The organism is Ruminococcus sp. 5_1_39BFAA, assembly GCF_964240875.1.
In the GTDB taxonomy this organism is placed as follows: Bacteria; Bacillota; Clostridia; order Lachnospirales; family Lachnospiraceae; genus Blautia_A.
This window is the reverse complement of sequence record NZ_CAXSVO010000002.1, coordinates 106,176-127,772: the sequence shown is the minus strand read 5'-3', so window position 1 is coordinate 127,772 and position 21,597 is coordinate 106,176. Positions and strand designations below refer to the sequence as shown.

General features: G+C 41.1%; 17 protein-coding genes and 1 pseudogene. 1 reads left to right on the top strand and 17 read right to left on the bottom strand.

Annotated elements, in window-relative coordinates:
- Positions 1-56 precede the first annotated feature (56 nt).
- Positions 57-1,148: pseudogene (locus ACESZH_RS03165) on the top strand (IS66-like element ISRgn2 family transposase); the annotation flags it as partial.
- Positions 1,149-1,335: 187 nt separating this feature from the next.
- Here the strand turns inward: ACESZH_RS03165 and ACESZH_RS03160 are convergent.
- From ACESZH_RS03160 to ACESZH_RS03080, 17 genes are all read right to left on the bottom strand, one after another.
- On the bottom strand, positions 1,336-2,184 hold the full coding sequence (locus tag ACESZH_RS03160) for an aminoglycoside 6-adenylyltransferase (RefSeq protein WP_373212571.1): 849 nt from the start codon (positions 2,182-2,184) through the stop codon (positions 1,336-1,338).
- Between the two features lie 342 nt (positions 2,185-2,526).
- Complete coding sequence (locus tag ACESZH_RS03155) at positions 2,527-4,854, bottom strand: ABC transporter permease (RefSeq protein WP_226844442.1); 2,328 nt, start codon at positions 4,852-4,854, stop codon at positions 2,527-2,529.
- Between the two features lie 14 nt (positions 4,855-4,868).
- Positions 4,869-5,534 carry an ABC transporter ATP-binding protein gene (locus ACESZH_RS03150; RefSeq protein WP_008791690.1) on the bottom strand — a complete coding sequence of 222 codons (666 nt, stop codon included), beginning with the start codon at positions 5,532-5,534 and terminating at the stop codon, positions 4,869-4,871.
- A 151-nt stretch (positions 5,535-5,685) separates the two neighbouring features.
- Positions 5,686-6,717 (bottom strand): sensor histidine kinase KdpD, encoded by a 1,032-nt coding sequence (locus tag ACESZH_RS03145; RefSeq protein WP_226844439.1) that lies wholly within the window; start codon positions 6,715-6,717, stop codon positions 5,686-5,688.
- A complete protein-coding gene (locus tag ACESZH_RS03140; protein WP_373212573.1) occupies positions 6,714-7,403 on the bottom strand; it encodes a response regulator transcription factor in 690 nt (229 codons plus the stop codon). Before ACESZH_RS03140 ends, ACESZH_RS03145 begins: the two co-directional genes overlap by 4 nt.
- Before the next feature lie 486 nt (positions 7,404-7,889).
- A complete protein-coding gene (locus ACESZH_RS03135; protein ID WP_173758741.1) occupies positions 7,890-8,180 on the bottom strand; it encodes a molecular chaperone in 291 nt (96 codons plus the stop codon).
- Between the two features lie 5 nt (positions 8,181-8,185).
- Positions 8,186-9,061: a DUF4316 domain-containing protein gene (locus ACESZH_RS03130; RefSeq protein WP_173758740.1), complete on the bottom strand. Its 876-nt coding sequence runs from the start codon at positions 9,059-9,061 to the stop codon at positions 8,186-8,188.
- Entirely contained in the window at positions 9,051-9,311 is a 261-nt protein-coding gene (locus ACESZH_RS03125) for a hypothetical protein (protein ID WP_173758739.1), read from the bottom strand. The genes ACESZH_RS03130 and ACESZH_RS03125 overlap by 11 nt, the downstream gene beginning before the upstream one ends.
- A complete protein-coding gene (locus ACESZH_RS03120; RefSeq protein ID WP_173758738.1) occupies positions 9,308-11,257 on the bottom strand; it encodes a YodL domain-containing protein in 1,950 nt (649 codons plus the stop codon). The genes ACESZH_RS03125 and ACESZH_RS03120 overlap by 4 nt, the downstream gene beginning before the upstream one ends.
- An 89-nt stretch (positions 11,258-11,346) precedes the next feature.
- Positions 11,347-12,408 (bottom strand): DUF5688 family protein, encoded by a 1,062-nt coding sequence (locus ACESZH_RS03115; RefSeq protein ID WP_173758737.1) that lies wholly within the window; start codon positions 12,406-12,408, stop codon positions 11,347-11,349.
- Between the two features lie 15 nt (positions 12,409-12,423).
- Positions 12,424-14,535, bottom strand: coding sequence for a DNA topoisomerase 3 (locus ACESZH_RS03110; RefSeq protein ID WP_373212576.1), 2,112 nt, complete (start codon positions 14,533-14,535; stop codon positions 12,424-12,426).
- 75 nt (positions 14,536-14,610) lie between these two features.
- Positions 14,611-15,330 carry a DUF4366 domain-containing protein gene (locus ACESZH_RS03105; protein WP_173758735.1) on the bottom strand — a complete coding sequence of 240 codons (720 nt, stop codon included), beginning with the start codon at positions 15,328-15,330 and terminating at the stop codon, positions 14,611-14,613.
- Positions 15,305-15,622 (bottom strand): DUF4315 family protein, encoded by a 318-nt coding sequence (locus tag ACESZH_RS03100; protein ID WP_226844436.1) that lies wholly within the window; start codon positions 15,620-15,622, stop codon positions 15,305-15,307. The genes ACESZH_RS03105 and ACESZH_RS03100 overlap by 26 nt, the downstream gene beginning before the upstream one ends.
- A gap of 10 nt (positions 15,623-15,632) precedes the next feature.
- Positions 15,633-17,945: a CD1108 family mobile element protein gene (locus tag ACESZH_RS03095; protein WP_373212579.1), complete on the bottom strand. Its 2,313-nt coding sequence runs from the start codon at positions 17,943-17,945 to the stop codon at positions 15,633-15,635.
- Positions 17,902-20,319, bottom strand: coding sequence for a VirB4-like conjugal transfer ATPase, CD1110 family (locus ACESZH_RS03090; RefSeq protein ID WP_373212581.1), 2,418 nt, complete (start codon positions 20,317-20,319; stop codon positions 17,902-17,904). The genes ACESZH_RS03095 and ACESZH_RS03090 overlap by 44 nt, the downstream gene beginning before the upstream one ends.
- Positions 20,288-20,692 carry a PrgI family protein gene (locus ACESZH_RS03085; protein ID WP_173758732.1) on the bottom strand — a complete coding sequence of 135 codons (405 nt, stop codon included), beginning with the start codon at positions 20,690-20,692 and terminating at the stop codon, positions 20,288-20,290. Before ACESZH_RS03085 ends, ACESZH_RS03090 begins: the two co-directional genes overlap by 32 nt.
- A gap of 19 nt (positions 20,693-20,711) precedes the next feature.
- Entirely contained in the window at positions 20,712-21,584 is an 873-nt protein-coding gene (locus tag ACESZH_RS03080; protein ID WP_173758731.1) for a VirB6/TrbL-like conjugal transfer protein, CD1112 family, read from the bottom strand.
- Positions 21,585-21,597: the final 13 nt, after the last annotated feature.

Below are 21,597 nucleotides of genomic sequence, written 5' to 3'. Positions count from 1 at the left end.
TGTCTGTTACCTCCACATTCTTTTTTATTTTGAATGTCCGCAAAATCCGTCCTACATCAGAGGAACACCCAGATGATCAGACATTTGTCAAAGCGCCTGTCCAGGAACCATTGATCCCAGAAAGTTATGCATCGGAATCCGTTGTAGGATGGGCAATGCACCAGAAGTACCAGAATGGTCTGCCATTAAACCGGCAGGAATCGGAATGGAAGCAGCTGGGTGTCCCATTAAGCCGGGCTACGCTTGCTAACTGGATCATTTACTGTGCCGAGAATTACCTCTGTCATGTTTATGATTATTTTCACCGCCAGTTACGGATGCGTAAATATCTGATGGCAGATGAAACTCGGGTTCAGGTACTGAATGAGCCGGAGCGCAATCCTGAAACAGATTCCTGGATGTGGCTCTTCCGCAGTGGAGAAGATGGGCTTCCGCCGATCCTGCTCTATCATTACACAGAGACAAGGGCAAAGTTCCATGCGGCATCTTTCCTACAGGGGTTCAGCGGATATCTGGAGACTGATGGATACCAGGGTTATAACAATCTGCCGGATATCAAACGATGCTCTTGCTGGGCACATGTGAGACGTTACTTCACAGATGCCATACCGAAAGGGAAAGAGTATGATTACAGCCTTCCGGCGGTGCAGGGAGTACAATTCTGCTCCAAGCTGTTTGATTGTGAGCGGTACTCAAAAGCAAAAAATCATACTGCGGAGCAGAGAAAACAGTTCCGTCTTGAAAAGGAGAAGCCGATACTGGAGGCATTCTGGAATTGGCTGGATCAACAGCGTCCAAACAAGGGAACCCGTTTGGCGAAAGCGGTGAACTATGCCCAAAATCGGAAAGACACCCTGATGACCTATCTGGAAGACGGTCATTGCAGTTTATCCAATAATCTTAGCGAGAATGCAATCAGACCATTCACTGTTGGCCGGAAAAACTGGCTGTTCAGTGCCAGTCCGAAGGGAGCTGCCTCTAGCGCTATTGTGTATACAATGGTTGAGATGGCAAAAGCGAATGACCTGAATACCTACAAATATCTGACATATCTCTTATCACAGCGGCCAGACGCTAAAATGTCAGATGAACAGTTGGAACAGCTTGCCCCATGGAGCGAGACTGCGAAAGCGAACTGTCAAAACTAAACATAGAGCAAAACGCTTGCATCTATCATTTTGGTGCAAGCGTGATTCATGGGCAGCGTAGCAATATTTTGCGCTTACGAATAGTGGGTTGAATTGTGTTAAATTTTCAAACAATTTATTCGGGATTATGTAAACAATGAAAAGGGAGAGGGATTTCCACGGAATGCATTCCGTGGAAATCCCTCTCTTACATCTTTTTGAGAAGTTCAATATAATCTCTGATTTTTGCCACATCATTCTGATAGGTGTATCCCAAAGTATGGCAGACTTCTTTCATTGCAGTTTCAAATAACTGCATGGCGGTGTACAGTGAGTTCCAAGCGGTTTCCATGCTATCCAGACGATAACAGGTAAGTAATTGTTCGGATTCTTTTTCGGTGAGAAAATGAAAAAGCCATTTATCTCGCTTTCCTGTATTAAGGGGAAATCCTTTTCGGCTTCCTGCCAGATATCCCAGCATACGGAGAAGTTCTACCCGGAGAATCTGTTCAAAATGCCAGTTGGCAAAGAGTAATTCTTGTCGTAATAATCCTCTGGCTATATAGGTGGAAACAAAGAGAAATTCGTTGGCGCAGTCATTGACAAAGGTTTCGCTGGGTTTTTGTACCCAGAATTCTTCGTCTGTGGGAGCAGGCAGGGATGGGCAAATCCCATCTTTGTCAATCAATACACGAATGAGAGAATCTTGGGAAAAATACTTATCTTTCGTTTCTAATGGAACTAAGGTAAGGTCAATCTTAATCCCGTCAGAAAACAACATAAGATAAGAAAACCATCCGTCTGGCATATCTGCCGGAAACAAGTCCATTGCTTCCGGTTTTTGCATAAAAATCCTGTCTCCGAACACAGACAGCCATTCATCGGAGCAGGTGAAGCTGTCGATATCATTTACCAGAAATGTGATGTCGTAATCCTGCCAGATATCTGGCGTTACATTGGGGTTGACACGGCTTCCCTCCAGTGTCATTACCCGGATCCGGGAATCGTTATTTGCAATGGTTTCGAACAAAGAGAACATTTCTTTTGAAGTACGCATGAATTTTCCTCCTTATTTCCACCTTTGGGGTGGGTTACTCATAATTCTCTAACCATATTTTGCCATAAATTCCCATAGGATGCAAACCGGTATTGATGGATGGATGATCTTTTATAAATGGGAAAACGGTAGTAATATTATCGATTACAAGATGATTGTTTCCCTCGTGTAGATATTTTGCAATTTCATTTCATCAGTCAAAAGCTTTTATTTCTGCAAAATTTTCTTTAAATTCTATTTCTACATATTCATAACAGCCAGCCCGAAAGAATTTACGGACTGGCTGTATCAGCAGAGTAATGTAATTGTGGAGCTGACCGAGATATGAAAAACTTTCTATCGTCAATTTCGCATTATTGCAATAACAGATTGCTTCTTCCATGAATGAATAAGCAATATTGTCATCAAACTTTCAAACATAAACATAGCAAAAGCAAACAGACTAAAAGCAATGACCGGAAATACAAATCCCGTAGACATACCTGCATTTTTCAAAAATATACCGATTGCATATCCACCGGGGATTCCAACAACAACAGTTATAAGCAATGCAATCAAAGTAGTAAAAAGACCTTCCATCATAAATGCTTGCTCCAACTGCTTATTCGTCATACCAATAGATTTTAGTGTTCCCATTTCCTGTTTCTGTGATAAAAGATTTGTCACAGTAAGATTGATTTGATTGATGACCGCAAATATCCACAAGATGGCTGCAATCGCATAAGCTAATGTAAAACCTGCACGATTGTCTGATTGGTGTTCTACAATAAAATCTTGAATGGTTTGTAAGCGAACATCCCTATTGTCAGAAACAAATAATTCGAGTTCCTGCTCGATTATTTCCTGATATTCAGCTTCTGCTTGTATTTCGATTGCGTATGTACAGTCATAACCTGCAAGTTCTTTGAGCATATTTTCCGGCATTCTGAAAATATAGCCACCCATTCCATCATTGCTGGAAGTGATTGCACCAATTTTGAATGCTTTTGTTATTGTTTTACCACTATGATTTTTGAAATTAAAGGTCACAGTATCCCCAATTTGAGGTTTCCAATGATAAACATCATAAATACGTTCTGGGTCACTTACAACTAATTCTGTATCATCAGTAATATTTCCAGACAAAACCGCTGCATTTAGCGACGCCAAATCCTTTTCATTATAGCCGAGCAGCAAGGTGCTATCTGAAATATCATTGTCTGTTAAGAAATCAACTGGTACGGTAGCATAAGTAAATATATTGCTAACTCCCTCTATATCTCCAATACGCTTTACATAATCAGAAAAATATTCTTTCCGCAAGAGAGCATCCAAATTTTCACTTTCGTTCTCTAAATCAATGCTGATTTTGAAATCTCCGTACTTCATATCCCAATAACGAGCCATACTCTCGGCATTAAAAGAACTCTGATAACTTGCTGCAAGGAAAAATATAACTCCGCACAGTCCCAATGATAAAATGGTCAATAGAGATTTTTTTCTGTTTCTGGAAAAGCTGATTTTCGCTAAATATACGGGCGTAATACGATGTCTTTTGTGAGTACGGTAATTTACAATTCCCACTGGATTTTTCAGGGCGGAAATTGGAGAAGTATTCGCTGCACTTTTTGCTGGTTTACGAACACTAATATAAACAAGCAGTATTCCAAAAAGGCATGCGCCACATAGAGAAACAATAAATGCAAATACTGACCAGCCTTTTGATTGCAGACAATAGCTGATGATCGTTCCCATGATACTACCAATTAAAATCCCCGGAACTGCAAGCATATAACCCTGTTTAAGAACTATTTTATAAATTTGCTTTTTACTTGCCCCTATTGTCCGAAGCTGTCCGAACTCAGCAACTTTTTGTCCAACCGAAATATAGAAAATGCTGTAAATTACAAGTGCGGCAGCTAAAAACAAAATGACAGCAACTACAACATATACCGCATAATTACTGAAGGACAAAGTTGTATTTACATAATCATAGTAACTGCTGACTGTCCAATTATTCAGTCCAGTCTCCTCTGAAATTTGAGATAATATTTCTGTTGCTTCGTCTTTTATAAGGGTATCTGCATTTTCAAGCCAAACATATCCATTAAGCAGGTCATTTCCACGTAATTCCCGGCATTTTTCAAGTGAAACAAAAACAGGATAAGCGGTAGAAGTTTTATCATGGTAAATACCAACAATAGTATAATTCTTCAAAGTGCCATCCAGATTCAACTGAACTATGGAGTTGATTTCCGGAGATTTATTTTCACTGGCAAAAAAGGCATCTGTAACAGCAATTTCACTTGCTTTCTCTGGATATTTTCCGTCAAAGGCAGGAATCAAACTAAGCATGTCATCATCATAATAAATCAGAGACAGTTCTTTAGAATTTTCTTTCACTGTTTTGATATTACAGGAAAGTCCTACACTTTTTACTTCTTCGTTTGCTAACAGCTTTTCTTTACTGTCCTGCGTAATGTCAAAGAAAATCCCTTGATGTAATCCTTCGATTTCTTTCTGATTCTGATAAATGATATTTTGCACTGTGAGCAACGACATCATTATCATAGCAACGGCTACAATAATTGCCGAAAGGCAAAATAAGTTTTTCTTCTTATCAAAACGCACACTTTTTCGTGCTAATTTTTTAATTACTGCACTGGTATCATTTTCAAAAGGATAATTCATAATTCCCACCTCCTTTAGCCAACAATTTTACCATCTTCAATCCGTACAATGCGGTCTGCGAGTTGAGCGATCTCGTTGTTGTGAGTAATCATTACAATGGTCTGATTAAATTCTCCGCTGGTACGCTTCAAAAGCCCTAACACATCTGCACTGGTCTTGCTATCAAGATTTCCGGTCGGTTCATCAGCAAGGATAATCGCAGGCTTCGTAATTAAAGCTCGTGCAATCGCTACACGTTGCTGTTGACCGCCTGAAAGATTGTTCGGCATATTTTCCAGTTTATCTTCTAAAGCCAACATATACACAACTTCGTCCATAAATTTCTGGTCTACGGTATCGCCATCCAGTTCCACAGGCAGGACGATATTTTCATATACATTCAAAATCGGAACCAGATTATAATTTTGAAAGATAAATCCGATGTTACGACGGCGGAAAATTGTCAATTCATCATCATTCTTTTTTGCAAGTTCTTCTCCCCGTACAATCACGCTGCCGGAAGTGGGGGTATCAAGTCCTCCCATCATGTGAAGCAATGTTGACTTACCGCTGCCGGAAGTTCCAACTACGGCAACAAATTCTCCCTGTTCCACAGTAAAATTTACACCATTAAGGGCACGAGTAATATTTGGTTCTGTGCCGTAATACTTCTTTAAGTCGATTGTTTGTAAAATGCTCATATTCAAATGCTCCTTTCAAGGCTTTCTATCTGTTGATAAAGCCATTGTAAACCACAAATGTTACACAAATGTCCGAGATAGAAAAAATTTTTATCGAAAATCATGGTGAAATGTTACAACGCTCGGACATTTCAAAAAAAGTGGTTATATCTTACCTTACAGGAAGCATAATAGAAAATTCTGAGCCTTGCCCCAGCTCTGAAACGACCTTGATATAGCCCCCTTGCCTTGTTACAATCTCACGAGCCAAATACAAACCTATTCCCACACCCTGTTGATCGTGTACTTCTTCCTCACGATAGAAGCGCCGAAAGATGGCAGCCTGATTGCTTTCTGAAATGCCCTTGCCGGTGTCGGTCACTTTGACCTCTACGTACATTTCCCACTGAACCACTGATACAGAAATCTTTCCACCTGACGGAGTGTATTTTACTGCATTGTCCAGCAGATTGAAAAGGGCTTCGCTTGTCCACTTGCTGTCATGGGAGATTATCAAATTTTCCGGGCAATCCACGAATACAGCAATTTCTTTTTTCTCTGCGGCATATACAATACTGCTCATAGCTTGTGCAAGCGTATGGAATAAGCTGCTGTCTTTCTTTTCTAATCGTATTGCTCCGGTTTCTAACCGGGATGTTTTAACCAGTGCTTGGAACAGAAAATCCAGTTTATCAGTCTGACTGCGTATGCCTTGTAAAAAGTCCATCCGTTCTTCTTCTGAAACAGGCTTTGTTAAAAGTGTGTCCGTTACCATTTGCAAATTGCTGACAGGCGTTTTTACTTGATGCGAAATATCAGAAATCAGCATTTGAAGCTCCTGTCGTTCCATGTCTACCTTGTGTCGGTTTTTCTGCATAATCTCATACAACCGGATTAAGCGGTGGTTGATACGGGCAAAAAGAGTTTCACTATCATTTGACTTTTGTAATTCCTCGTTTCCATCAATCATGTTGTCCAGCGTCCGGCACAAATTAGAAGTAAAATGAGAAAGGCGTTTTCCAAAAAACAGCACCAATAGCCAAATCCAGAAAAATGCACAGAGTGTCAATGTTCCACCCGCTATGAAAATTCGTATATCCTGCATTATACCGCCGAAAATACCAGTAATTACCAGCATAGAGAAAACCATGCCAGCACTAATCAGTCTACAAATTTTCTTAGCAGAAAGGTTATTCAGTTTCATTTCTTTTCACCTCCTGTCCATTGATAACCCATACCGTAAACCGTTTTGATATATGTGTCGCCATCCGCTTCAATCTTACTGCGAATGCGGCTGATAGAAGTAGTAAGGGTATGTTCATCTACATATTTTTCATCAATGTCCCACAGCCTTTCCAAAAGTTGTTGGCGGGTAAGTACCTGCTTCGGATTTTTAAGAAATAGGTTCAGCATTTTATATTCCATCGCAGAAAGCGCTAATGGTTTCCCGTTCAAACTTGCAAATTGTTCCGAAAAATCCAGAAACAGGCTACCATCCTCGTAAATATCCTTAGCTGGTTTGTGATGTTCCAACATAGCGAACATGGCTTTGATCTTTCGCTGCAAAGCACTAATCGAAAAAGGTTTCGTGATATAATCCACTGCACCAGCTTCATATCCTCGTATCTGATCGCTTTCCTGATCGTTGGCAGTTAGAAATATAACTACTGTATCAGGATGCTCTGGCTTGATAAGACGGCATAGGTCATAACCATTTCCGTCTGGTAAATTTATATCCAGCAATATCAAATCAAAAATGTTTGTTTTTAATGATTCAGCGGCTGTCCTTGCATTCAGAACAGAAGTTATTGTGTAACCGTCCAATTCCAAATTATAAGTAAGCGTTTTATTCAAAAGATTATCGTCTTCGACAATTAAAATCTGTTTCATATTGTCACTTCCTTTTCTTTTTGCAGATAGTATAACAGGCAAATGTCCGAGAATTGTTACAAGGACAAATATATTTTTCATTTTACAGCTTTTTTCTGTGTACTGCAATTTTATAAAAAAAGGACAGCAGTATCAAATTGCTGTCCTTGCGCTTTATTATATTCTTATTTTTAATGTTAATTGCTTTTTTAGACAGCTCTATAACCATACTATTTTTCGTACAGAAATATTACAAATAAATTATAAGTTTTTGTCTCAGGCAGATAAAGATTAAATAGGTCTTATTGGGACTCTGTACCTTATTCCTTCCGGTGCAAATTTTACTATATTTATTGTCGTTTCAAAAACATATTCCCCAACTACTTTCTTACTAAAAAAAGCCTAGAAGAGACATTTTCTCTTCTAAGCCTTTATACTTTATCACAGAATACCTTTTGCTTTCATTTTTCCTCATGGTCATGAGGCATTTTTCGCTTAAATCGTATCTTATGAACTATCCGACTTCTCTTCACGTGCTATTTGAATTGTTTCTAATGCTTTCTGAATTCGTTCCTTTGCATAAGGAGGTCTTAAATTCAATGATAACCGTCCCTTTTGGATTATATAGGTTTCACTTCCTTCTTTTGTTGAGTTACTTAGATAGCAGCATTCCGGATATCTCTCTGCAAAATTCTTTAGTCGTTTCTGTAATCCCTGATTAAATGTATAGACACTATAATATCGATCTTCTTCATTTGTCAGGATAATCGTTTCTTTTTCATACTTTGACAGTTTCATAGCATCTATCCTCTCCTCCTTTCCATCTCCTGCTCCAAATATCTCGGTACCGGTTTTCCAGATTTCACAGCGATTGCAATCTGTTTTTCCCGTAATCTCTTGATCACCGACTCTTTTTTCTTTAGTTTCTTTTTTGAAGATTGTTCTGGTCTCTGTGCCGGCTTTCTTTCCACCCTTTTCTCTTCTGCACTTTTCAAATTATTTACCTGGCCATCCACCATATTGTAATTTCCTTCTGTTCCGGATTCCCAGCTTCTCTCATAAGTCCCATTCTCAAAAAATTTCTGATAATGTTCCAGCCTGTCTTTATATTTTTGATGTTCCTGTTCTTTTTGTTCCGGTTCTTTCATAAGCTCATGGAGTTTCTGTTTGGTTTTTTCATCAAATCCATTCTGACATTCCTCCATGATCATCTTTCCATAACTGTCTAGGATGATATAGGCAACCTGTCTGTGATATTCCTGATGCTCCATGAGATAAAACTGTTTTCCATCAATAATGATATCATCCGTAGCCATCCAGTTTCCCGGCTTGCCACTAATGCGATAATTTTCCGTATCCAACGTAACCAATGTACCTGACGGGTTTAATCGGATGAACCCTGATAAAAGCTGTGGATAGTCTTCATTGACATAATAACAATGAATTTCCCCATTCTGATTCAGTACAAGCACATCACTGACTTCACAGGACTCTTTCATGCGTTTCCATAAAGCAATTGCACTCTCCCCCGGCAATAATGGTCTGAGATTTATCTGCCGGTAATGTTCAATCCGTATCGCAAGTTTCCTGCTTACCGCTTCCTGATAGGAAAGGTGCCAAAGGTCTCTCCCTTCCGAGTGACGGTCTACTCGGTAAACTGCAAATTGATCATTCTTCATAAGCATCATCCTCCAGGTTATTCAGATAACGATTCAGATCCAGGGAATAATAATATTTATCTTCGATCATCTGTAACTTACTGATCGCAGATGCAATCGTTTCCAGCAGATCGTCTTCCAACGGATCTTCTTTCATTTCTTCCAATGCCTCTAAGGTGTCTTTCAAAATATCTATCGTATCTTTTCTAGTGTTTTCCTGGGAAAGAGCCACAACTGCTAATTCATCTTCTTCAAATGTTACCTTACTCATAAGCTCATATCCTCCCTTCTTTTTTGAGATTTGGTTTTCTGTATCTCTCCTTTTTCTCCTTTTGATCTGGTTTTCTCTACATTCAGAGGCTTTTCTCCGATATATTGTTCTACACGTTTCAGAGCTTCCTGCACCAACTTGTTCTCCCTGTAAAATGGTATGGAATCTAAAACCTCTCTTTGTGATCTTCCGGAAACCATCAGATCCATCATTCCGTCATAATCACTGCCTTCCTGCAGGTTAAATCCAACTGATTTGAGCCCATTCTTTCGTTCTGCAGGTATCTTCTCATACGCTTCTAAGGCTTCCGGCAGACTCAGATCATGATGAACTTCTCCTAATACCGGAAACTCTGAACACTCTGCCACATAGAAGCTGATACAACTCGTTTGCTCTAAGATATCCCTTTTCTGAATGTCATTTTCCATTCCAAGTATCTTTTTTCTCTCTTCCACAAAATCCGGAAGTTCCTGAAATCCAAAGCGATCCACAAAATATGCTTTCATATCCCCATTCTGATTCATGATCACAACATCACTGACAGACAGGGAGTGTGCCTTATAATCAGCCGGTGGATCATCATTAAAAATACTGTAAATCGCATTCATATCTTCATTTGGCAGATACAGGCTGGAATAAACACATCGATACTGATCAGCAGTTACCATGATCCCTTTTTTCTGCAAGTCTTCCATTTCCACAAATAATTGATCTCTTCCAGATCCATTTTTATCCAAATGATAGATTGAGAGCCTGCATTCTTTCCTTGTAAACATCATTTCTTCAAAACTCTGTTCAAACTGTTCCGGATATATCACTCGCTCTACACGTTCTTTCTGGATCGGATCTCCTTTTTCTATGATTGCTTCTACCCATCGTTCCACTTCGTTCCAGGATTTCGCAAATAAATGTCCCTGCATCCTATGGGTGCCATCCGGAATAAACTGCAGATGTTGGGAATTGCTTTCTTCTTTTGCAAAACGGTATCCGGCAGCTTCTACGGCAGCAAGTAATTTCTCTTGTTTCTGTTCCAGCATCATTTCTATTTTTTCTGTCAGTTCATCGATCATTTCTCCGGCTGTCTTACGGATCACATCCATAGAGGATTTCAGTTCTCTCATTTCTTTTCCACTGCTCCAACCTGCAATATACGGAAAACTGTATTCTGACGTATCCAGTTCAAAGGCAGAGCACACACAATATGCGACGGATTCTGCTTCCACTTCTTTTGTCAGCCGGTCCTTCTCGATGCCCAGGCTTTCCATGATTTCCTTGTCATGTAACCTTGCATGTGCGGTTTCATGGATTGCTGTTTTTAATGTCTGGCTCTGGCTCATATCTTTTTTGATGACGATCTCTTTATCCAGATTGTGATAATAACCGTTTGCAGATCCTTCGATCGCATCGAATCGTATCGGCACTGGTGAGATTTCCCGGATTGCTTCCAGGAATAAATCAAAATCCTCTACTGCCACTGTCAGGATTTCAGGGGCAAGTGTCTGGATCGTTTCTCCTGTGGTCTGTTCAATATCAAATACTGTGATCGCCTTGAAACAAGGAAGTGTGACCTCTACCTCTTCCGTCTTTGGTTTTCCATCCGGATCGATAACTGGTTTCTGATCCTGATCCAATACTGCCTGTTCCTTTTTCCTTTTGATCGGCGCCGGTGCGATAATGGTGATTCCCTTCTCCCCTTTTTTTACCTGTCTGCCCATAGACTGCCAGTTCCGATATCCCGTTACTAAGGTGGCATCTGGCCTTTGCATTGCAATCAACAGCGTATTATTAAAAGAATAATTATGGAATTTTGACATGGTTTTCAAATATTCCTGATACCGTTCACTGGTAAATAGTTCTGCGACTCCTGTTTCCAGATTTTGCATGATACTGTCCATATCTTTTCCCTGTATGGGAAGTAATTTGGTTTTTGTCAATTCTTCGCTCATTCATTTCCTCTCTTTCTCTTTTAAAAAATCCCCCATACAGCCGTGTGTATGAGGGATTCCCATCTTATTGTTATACGGACTCTACACTTCTATAATTCCATTGCATGTTTCTTTGGTTTTGGATGCTCCATCTTCTGTTCTTTTCCGGTATGTTCATTTTTATCGAGCTGAGCTGTCTTTTCTTTCTGACGCTCTTCAAATTTATCTGCCCTTTCAAATACCCGGTCTTTCACATCATAATGATAGACATGATCGGAAAGTCGTTCTTCCGGAGCGACTTCATTTTCATTAATCGTCTGGACCATATCCTCCAGAACCCGGTAATCAAATGCTCCATTATCCGGAATGACTAATGTTTCATGGGTGGAAGAGGGCAGAATAAAGAAATCTCCCTGAAAACCTTCCCCAATCTGATCCATTACTTCCGGATAAAAAATCACACCTGCTCCATCCACTGTCTGCGGATTTGTGATAATGAACATCGGAACCTCCCTTTCCATTCCCATTCCCTTTGAAATAATTTCTGCAATGTTCTGAACAGGTTCATCCCTCATGATTGTTTCAGGACCCATTCCCATAAGCTGCTCGATCATACTTCCCATAATCATCACCTGAACCGGTCTGACATTAGGACTGTTTTCCATGGCATCTGCATGAAGCTGTTCCTCACTGATCCCATAACGCTTTAAAATATCATTCGTGATCGTCGTAGAACCCACCCCAATATCATCAGTGCTGATTGCAAGATGATAGGTAATTGCCAGATCTTCTCTCATCTGGTGAGGTACGTTCTGCAGCATTTCTTCATTTTTTTCTGCCGAAGATACGCGGATGAACAGCTTCTTCTTTGCATTCTCATATTCTGTGATGCTCTTCGGATTAAACTGTTCCGGTGCATCAAGCACCAGCTCCGTAATATTTCTCAAAATGTTTTCCATAGAATTCTGTGGATCTGACTGGAACATTTCGTATAACTGATTCAGGTTAAAGGTCGGCGCGATTACCTGATTTTCTTTTAAGACCGTGATTCCGAGATAATTCTCATTTAATTTCTTGATCTCTTCGATTCTTACCTGTGCATCTTCATATTCAATCGGAAGAAACTGTTTGATTCCTCCCTTTACTTCGTCAACAAATTGATTAAAATCCATATCTTATTCCTCCTTCTATTTTCTCTTATTTTTCTTCGTTGTTTTCTTTTTCGGGAAAGATAATGAAAATGTCACTCTCCCGTTTTCATCGGCTTCCATATGCAGATCTGCTTCAAAATACAGATCTTTTTTTCTGGAATACAGATCCTTCACATGAACACTTCCATTCTTCAAAAGCTCAGCAGCCATCCTGGCATCCATATCCTTTTCCATACTCTGTAAATACTTGTTTTCTTTCCAGAGACAAAAATCACATGCACGGTTACCGCAATAGAAATTTTTCTTTCCTTCATAGACCAGGCCGCCACAGACCGGACAGGTTCCCACGCTCTCTTTTTTCTGGAACCTTCGTGTCTCTTCTTCCGGAATGGAGTCACAATGATTTAGCATCATGGAAAGCAGCTTTTCGATACCTGTCATAAACTGCCCCGGAGCCATCTTTCCCTGCTCCATCTCTAACAGTTGATTTTCCCATTCTGCAGTCATGGTGGCAGACTTCAAGAAATCCGGTAAGATATCGATCAATACTTTTCCGTCCTCTGTTGGAAGGATCTGTTTGCCTTTTCGTACCGCATACTGGGAAGCGATCAGTTTTTCTATGATCCCTGCTCTTGTTGCCGGAGTGCCCAGCCCTTTCTTCTCGGTATCTTCCTCAAATTCTTTATTTCCAGCGGTCTCCATAGCTGCAAGCAAGGTATCCTCACTATACGGTTTCGGTGGTGCTGTAAAATGTTCCGTCTTCGCTGCGGATACGTTGTAAAACTTATGATCTGCTTCTACTTTGGGAATGCGATCCTTCCCTGCATCCGCCGGGTTTTCTATGGCAAGTCCATCATCATTCTTAAAGCATTCCTCATACAGTTTCCAACCGATCTGTTTGATCACTTTTCCTTTTGCTTTAAATATTTCATCCTGACATCGTACTTCCACCTCTGTTTCCATGAATACATGATCTTCTTCCATTGCTTCTACGGTATGTACTGCGATCAGAAATAAAATCTTTTGTTCCCATTCTCTTAGCTTAGTGAAGTCAAATTCTGCAAGTTCTACCGTAGGAATGATTGCATGATGATCCGATACTTTCTTGTTATTCAGCACCTTCTTTACCTCCGGTGTTTTGGGCTGGTCAAACGGTCCCATCAATTGGTATTTCTCATGGATCTTACGGATCACTTGTTTCGCTGTTTCTTCCATATCACTTGTCAAATACTGGCTGTCTGTACGCGGATAAGTGATCAGCTTCTGCTCATACAGGCTCTGTGCCGCATTTAATGTCTGCTGAGCAGTCATTCCATAGATACGGTTCGCCTCTCTCTGCAGGGTTGTCAGGTCATACAGTTTCGGCGGTTTTACCGTCTTTTCCTTTGACTCCACTTTTTCCACAATCGCATCACTGCCCTGACAGGTTTTCCACACTCTTTCTGCTTCTTCCACATCGAAGATTTTCTTCTTCTCTACGATCAGTCCATCACAATCCAAAACCACATTAAAATATTTTTCTTTTTTGAAACCTGAAATCTGCTTCTGTCTTTCGACAAGCATGGAAAGTGTCGGCGTCTGCACGCGTCCTACTGTCAGCTTTTTAAAATATTTTGTTGTGTAAGCTCTTGTCGCATTCATACCGACAAGCCAGTCTGCCTGTGCCCGGCAAACCGCCGCTTCTGCCAGATTATGATAGGTTTCTCCAGCTTTCAGATGTTCCATCCCTTCTAAGATCGAAGAACTTTCCAGCGAACTGATCCATAATCTCTTGACCGGCTTTTTACTTCCGGACAGATCATATACATGCTTAAAGATAAGTTCTCCTTCCCGTCCGGCGTCACAGGCATTTACCACAAACTCGATATCCGGGCGGTTCAGCAACTTTTTCAAAATATAGAACTGTTCTTTCTTATCTTTGGATACTGCCAGTTTCCATTCCTCTGGGATGATCGGAAGATCCTCATACAGCCATCTGGTAAACCTTTCATCATAAGAATCCGGTGGAATATATTCTGCAAGATGGCCAAAACACCAACTGACAATGCATCCCTTTCCTTCCAGATACCCTTCTTCTTTTTTTGATGCCCCGATCACTTCCGCAATCGCTTTGGACACGCTTGGTTTTTCTGCAATTACTAAATACATAACTTATTACCTCCTTCATATAACGAAAGGAAACGCCCCAAAAATACAGGGCGTTCCACTCATTTTTTTTATTTTTTATTCATTTTCTTCTTCCCGGTCTTCAAATTCATCCTCATTGATGATTTCCAATCCGTCACTTGTTTCCAGTCCTTCCTCTTCAAAATCCTCTTCTTCCTCTTTCTTTGGCTTATAAATCTTGAAGTAGTAATAAGCTGCAACTCCACCTAACGCAAGAATAAGGATCGCTGCCATTGCTCCCATATTAGCTTGTGGCATCTTCTCTTTTTCTGGCTTTGCTATCTCTTCTTTTTTATCGGTTTCTTCGGTTTTATTTTCATCGATGACTACCTGCGGAGTGGGTGCGACAGTTGCCGGCTCTTTCTCCTGATCCACAAATTCCTTCAGATCATTTTCATCTACCTGGGATAACAGATATACATTCCGGGAGGTAGAACTGCGGTCAATCACAAGATAAAAGGTATTGTTATTCTTTGTTGTGATCGTAAGGAATTCTTTACTGGATCCATTCTGGATATCATCCTGGACTTCCCCATTTCCCGGCTCTGTAAAAGCATCTTCTTTCTTTTCTGTTGTATTATTTTCCGGCAGAATCCCCTTATCTGCCGGCTTTTCTGTTTCTTCATTCTGTACCGTCTCCGTCTGTGCCGCTTCTGTATTTGCCGTCTCTGCCGACGGATCCACATATGCAAAGGCTGTTGTGGATGCGGAAAAAAGCACCATAACGCCTAACAATACTCCTGCCACTTTCTTATTCAGTTTTTTCCATTTCACCATACGGATGTCCCTCCTCTTCCTTTTCTGTAAATACAAAGGAGCCTGTTCCTTCTTCCTCAGACTCCTGGCTGACCTGAAATTTTACGGTTCCTTCCTGGATTCCATTCAGAAGATCATGCAGGGCATGACTATCTAATTTCATTCCACGGATGCTTTTGATCATCTCATTATCTTCTTCCTGTTTTAAAGCAGCATGAAGTCCTTTGAGATACTGCTGAAGATCAGCAATCTTCTGTTCTGTCTTATGGATCTCCTCCATATATTTCTTGATTTTTTTATTCAAATCTTTCACTCTCCTTTTCTTATGGCAATCTGCCAAAACACATAAAATGTTGCTGCCAGTATGCTGTACCGATATTGGAATAATGGATCGGATCCCCACAATGGATCATCATGTTATTTCCCACATAGATACCCACGTGACTTGCTCCTGGCGTACTGTACGTTCCCTGGAAAAAGATCAGATCCCCTGGCTTTGCATCTCCCGGAGAAACAAACGTACAACTGTTTCGCAATCCCTCTGCGGTCTGTCTTCCCAGATTCCATCCGTTTCCACAATGATTGATCACATAGGATACAAATCCGGAACAGTCAAATCCAGAAGGGGAATATCCTCCCCATACATACGGGACTCCCAGATATTTCTCAGCTTCCCGGATCATCCGGGCAAATTCTTCATCCTGTAATGCTTCCGGCGGTATCTCATAACTCATTCCGTCTGAACCGGAGCCTGTAGAGATATTTCCTATATCCCACAAGTAATTTCTGTTTCCATAGGTGGTATTCAAAGCATTGTATAGGATCATCTGTTCCTCATTCAGATTGGCTCTTGCGACTGCATCAAATCCTGTATTCCCTAAGGTTACATACAAGATCTTTTTCGTTGTTGTATTCGTTACCGTCACTTCATTGCTTCCGTTACTATCCGCAATAAACGCTTCCCAGGTCTTATGACCATGTGCGGATGCTGCGCTATGATTATCATAGTAAACATCGAACTGCACCCCATATCTTGCAAAGGCTCCCGTATCCTCTACGGTATATTCCACGCCATTCATCACAATCTTTGTTCCCATCGGAACAAATGGATCAGAAGCATCTACCGCGATCGTATGGTTTGCGGTTGGATAAACGCCACTCGCTGTAGGACCGCCTGACCATTGTCCGCAACAGATCGAACAATTACAGTAACCGCTGGTAACTACGTTCCCTAAGGATTCCCCTACCCGTACTGTCTTCGTTTCTGTCACGGTTTCTGTTTTGCTTTCTGTATCCAAGCTGTACTGTGCTTCAAATAAAGCCTGTAATTCATCCTTGATATCTTCAAATTTCCAATCCCCATATTTTGCTGTCAGATAGGAGATCAGATGATACGGATTATGAGCGATCTCGCCTACGTTGTACTGGTATTCATCATAGTCCGGATGAGTGGCTTCCATCTCATTGATCTGCTGGTTCAAAGCCGTTTCCAAAGAAACATAGTAGTTCTCAGCCGCATAGATATCTTCATCCGTTCCCGGATATGTGGTGATCTCGATCACAGAGCCACCCCCTTGTATGGAAGCGCTGCAGCTTCCCAAAGATACTGCCACGATCAGAAATAAGAGCACAAAAATACCGGCGCCGAAAAATACAGCCCGATTCCGCTTCACAATCTCTTTTAATGCGATCTTCGCTTTCACGGTTATATTCTCAACGCCGGCAACAGTTGCCGCCCCGCCTGCACTGCCTGCAGTTTTTCCTGTTCTGGCAGCCCGATAGGCATCCTTATATCGTTTTCTCTGGAAAAAGCGGTTCAGAACCCTTTTCTTCTCTTCCGACTTTTTGGCCATTTCCTCCGCCCCTGCTTTCCCCATGCTGTCACTCATACCAAATTTTAACTTTTCTCCGGTTTCATCCAGATGATATCCTCTCCGGTTTGCCTTTACATCTGCACGCTGGCTCCGAAGCTGTGCATAGCGCAGACCTCTTATTGCTGTTTCGGTTCCTCTTTCTGCAAACTGAACCGTTTCCGTTGCAACATCCTGTTCCTCTTCTTCTGGATCCGATACCCCTTTTGAAATTGCATCCCTTACCGCATACCTTCCAATGGTTCTGCCCGGTTTCATCCCCGGTCCTTTTACCATCTGATTTTCCTCATCATCAAAGGATAACCTTCCGGATTTTGCCTGCTCTTTTCTCATCTGTTTCTGGATCTGCTTTTTCCGGATCTTTTTCTTCTGTCCGGTCAAGGAGTCATCTTCCGGTATCTGCGCATGTTCCCGAAACTTTTTCTTGTATTGGGGAGATTTTTCAGATACGTTTTTCTCCCCAGCTCCCTCTCCGTCTAACACAGATTCTTCTAAAATAGGTTCCTCAGATATTGCTTCTTTTCGCAAAGAGGAGTTTCGGATCTGCTTTTTTTGCAGATTCCGTTCCTCGCTTTGTCCATCTGACAGCTTGTCTTTCTTCTTTTCCCGGTCAAAAACAAAGTCCTGTTTCATTTCCAGCGGTCTGCCTCGGCTTTTATGGCTGATATCTTTTACAGAACCATCTGCCAGATTTTCTTCCGTCAGACCGTCTCTTGTCATTTTACTGACAACTTTCTCTCTTCCTTTCAGTTCTTTCCCTGCCAAGACTTCCGCCTCCTTCCTTTTCTCTTTGTTCCACTTCTTCCGGCTTTGTTGTCATGAGCGAATATAACTTCAGCGACTTATCAAATTTATCCTTAAACGGAATGATTGTTGTCCCATAGAAGAGAAGTCCTTCTCCTTCCCCGGAATTCGTAACATAAGACAACTGATACGGTGAGATATTTAATTGTTTTGCCAGGATCTGCCGGTCACCTGCAGCCTGATTTAACATCAGAATAAAATCACTATTATCCAAAATATTTTCAATCTCACGGCTGGCAAGGAGGTCCTTTATATTCTGCGTGATTCCTGTCGGGATGCCTTGCCACTTCCGAAATCTCTTGAAGATCTCCACCGAATAAGATGCGGTCTGCTCTTCTTTCAGAAGAAGATGGAATTCATCGATATAGTACCAGGTAGATTTTACGCCACGGTTAACCGTCACCCTGTTCCACACCTGATCCTGTATGATGAGCATTCCAAGCTTTTTCAACTGCTTTCCAAGCTCCTTGATATCAAAACAGACAATCCTGTTATTCAGTTCTACGTTGGTCTGGTGATTGAACACCTTCAAAGAGCCGTTGACATAGATTTCCAGAGCTGTGGCAATCCTCTGTGCCTGAGGTTCTTTCTGTTTGCGGAGACAATCATACAGATCTCCAAGGATTGGCATATTTTCCGGTTTCGGATCAGAAAAATAGTTCTGATATACAAGCGGAAGGCATCGGTCAATGACAGACTTTTCTTCCGCTTCAATTCCATCCCGGCTTCCCATGATCAATTCACAAAGGGATAAAATAAAGTCAGATTTTACTCCCAGCGGATTATCATCCTCAGAATAATTCATGTTGATATCCATCGGATTGATGTAATCCTTACTGTTTGGAGAAATATGGATGACCTGTCCTCCCAAAGCATGAACCAATGGATAATACTCACCTTCCGGATCTCCAATGATAATGTCATCATTGGTCGTAAAAAATACATTTGTCATTTCCCTTTTTGCTGCAAAGGATTTTCCTGATCCGGGCGTACCGAGGATCAGACCATTAGGGTTTTTCGACTTCTTTCTATCTACCATAATCAGGTTATTACTGGTAGCGTTCAGTCCATAATACAAAGAATCGCCGCCCATAAATAATTCCTGCGTGGTAAATGGTACAAAAATCGCTGTGCTGGTCGTTGTCAGCGCTCTTTTTATCGGAATATGGCTGACTCCAAGGGGAAGGCTGCTCATCAAGCCTTCTTCCTGCTGATAGTCCAGACGCTTTAACATACAATTATATTTCTGTGCGATACCGGCTGTCTGAAAGATTGCATTTTCCAATTCCTGCTTACTTTTTGCTGTATTTAAAAAAAGCGCTGTTACAAGGAACATACGCTCATTTCGTGACTGCAGATCTTCCAAAAGCCGTTTTGCTTCCCCTCCATAGGTATTCAGATCCGACGGAATGATATCCATATCGTACCCTGCTCTTACTGCTTTTTTCTGCTCTTCAATTTTCATTCTGTTGATATCCGTTACTTTGCTTTTTACCAGCTTGATCGCTTTCATCTGATCCACAGACTGAATATGCAGATTTACGATCAAGTCCTTATCAATATCCAAAAACTCTGCCAGCATCTTGTCTGTCAGCTCCGGAGCAAGGATCTGTAAATAAGAAACCGCCCCCATCGTATTTCCCATCTGGAAGGTCTTCCCATCCTTAAAGACAAAACTGGTAGGCGCTACATAATCTTTTGTGTTTAAACCGGTTTTGATCATAGAGCCATAATCAAACTGGAAATCTACTGTGGAATCCGGATTAAAGGTTTCATACAGGATCCGTAATCGTTCTTCCCCATTCAGAGGATACGCCATCACACCAAGGATCTTAAAGTTATTCAGGATATCGGATTCGATACGCTCCAGCTTCGGTTTTGCTTCCCGGATATTTTCCGCTTCAATGGAAAAGGTGATGTATTTCGTTTTCACCAAACCATTGTTTCCTCTTGCAAGCTGTTTTTTCAGCATGTTGGCATATTCCATACGGATATCATCATAAGCATCTCCCTGTGGACTGATCTTGATCACCTGCTCAAACTCCTTCATGCTGCTCTTATGATTGATAAAACTGAGCTGAAAATGGATGCTGCTGTCAAAATAATTCAGGAAATCACACCAGTTTTCAAAGATCGCATTCTTATCTTCATTCTGCGCTAACTGATAGTTGATATCGTAAAACCGGATACATTTGGAATAGACATTTCCCTGCACCCGGCAAATACCATCCCTTCCCATTTCTTTATAGGCAATGGTCTGTTGAACGGTAAGTTTCTTTACATCCTTCTTTCCATTCGTCTTTTTATTTGCGGCCTTTTTTCTTTTTCTTACCACCGCTTTTTCCCCCTTTCCTTTCTTCCTTTCTCATCGTTTTCTGATCTTCTCCATCTGGATCCGATTCATAATAGTTTTCAGTTTCATATTTTCTGACAGATGGCCGGATAAATTTCACCCGGATCACATGCATCAATACGTCTTCCAGATGCATTCCATCTTTCTCATACATGGCAAACAAAAAGGCCGGCAGCATCATAAGGACCATAAGGACTGCAGCATTATTGATTCCAATAGCATTTCTAAAGAGAAAATAACAGGGAATTCCCATAGCTGCTCCAATGCCAATACAGATCAATTGCCTTTTCGTAAGATTAAATGCCACTTTATTCTTTACTTTCGTTAAATCTTTCGGCACACTCACATACGCCATGTGTTTCACTCCTTTCTTTTTAATGTGCATTAAAGATTGACTTACTGAGTGATCCTGTCTTGAACAGACTGAAACATAAGATCACTGTATATGCCATTACACCAAATAATGAGGAACTCAGATTATCTGAAAACTGGATGCCTGCCACTAATACTGCATAAATAGCAACACATACCATCATCAGAAATGCCTGGAATGCCAGGGCAAAGAGTCCTCTGAAATAATTCGTTCCGATCTGTCCCCACTCTCTGTTGCTCATCGTTGCGAATGGGATCGGTGCAACTGAGGTATAAAGGTAAATTTCTATCATACGGACATACAAGATAACCGTAATGAGTACAGACATGATCTTCATACAGAAACTTACGATCAAAGTTTCCAATGCCAATATCACAAGTTCTCCGATCTCCATGCTTTCTAATATAGTAGATAAATCTGTGATCGCAGAGCTGATATCAATGGATGTATCTCCGGAAACCAGCCCTGCCGCCGAGTTTACGACGTTTTGTCCTACATCAAAGACCGCCATCGTAATGGTAAACGTATTGCTTACCAGATAAACGGCGATCCACATTTTTACAAAATACTTAAAGAACATCCATGTATCTATATCATGCATATTATTTCGCTCTGTCAGCATGGAGATCAGTTCATAACACAGTACAAATGTTATGATGATACCTGCAATCGGCATGATGACTGAATTTGACAGTCCTTCAATCATACTAAAGATACTGCCATTCCATCCTTGTGGCGTCTGTCCAACCTGGCCCGCAATCTCACTTGTCTTCTGATTGACATCCGTAAACATACGGTCCAGGTTAGAACTGATCATACCTGTTAGAAGTTCCCTCATCCATTCCTCAATCGCATCAAAAATTTGATTGAACATGGATCTCTACTCC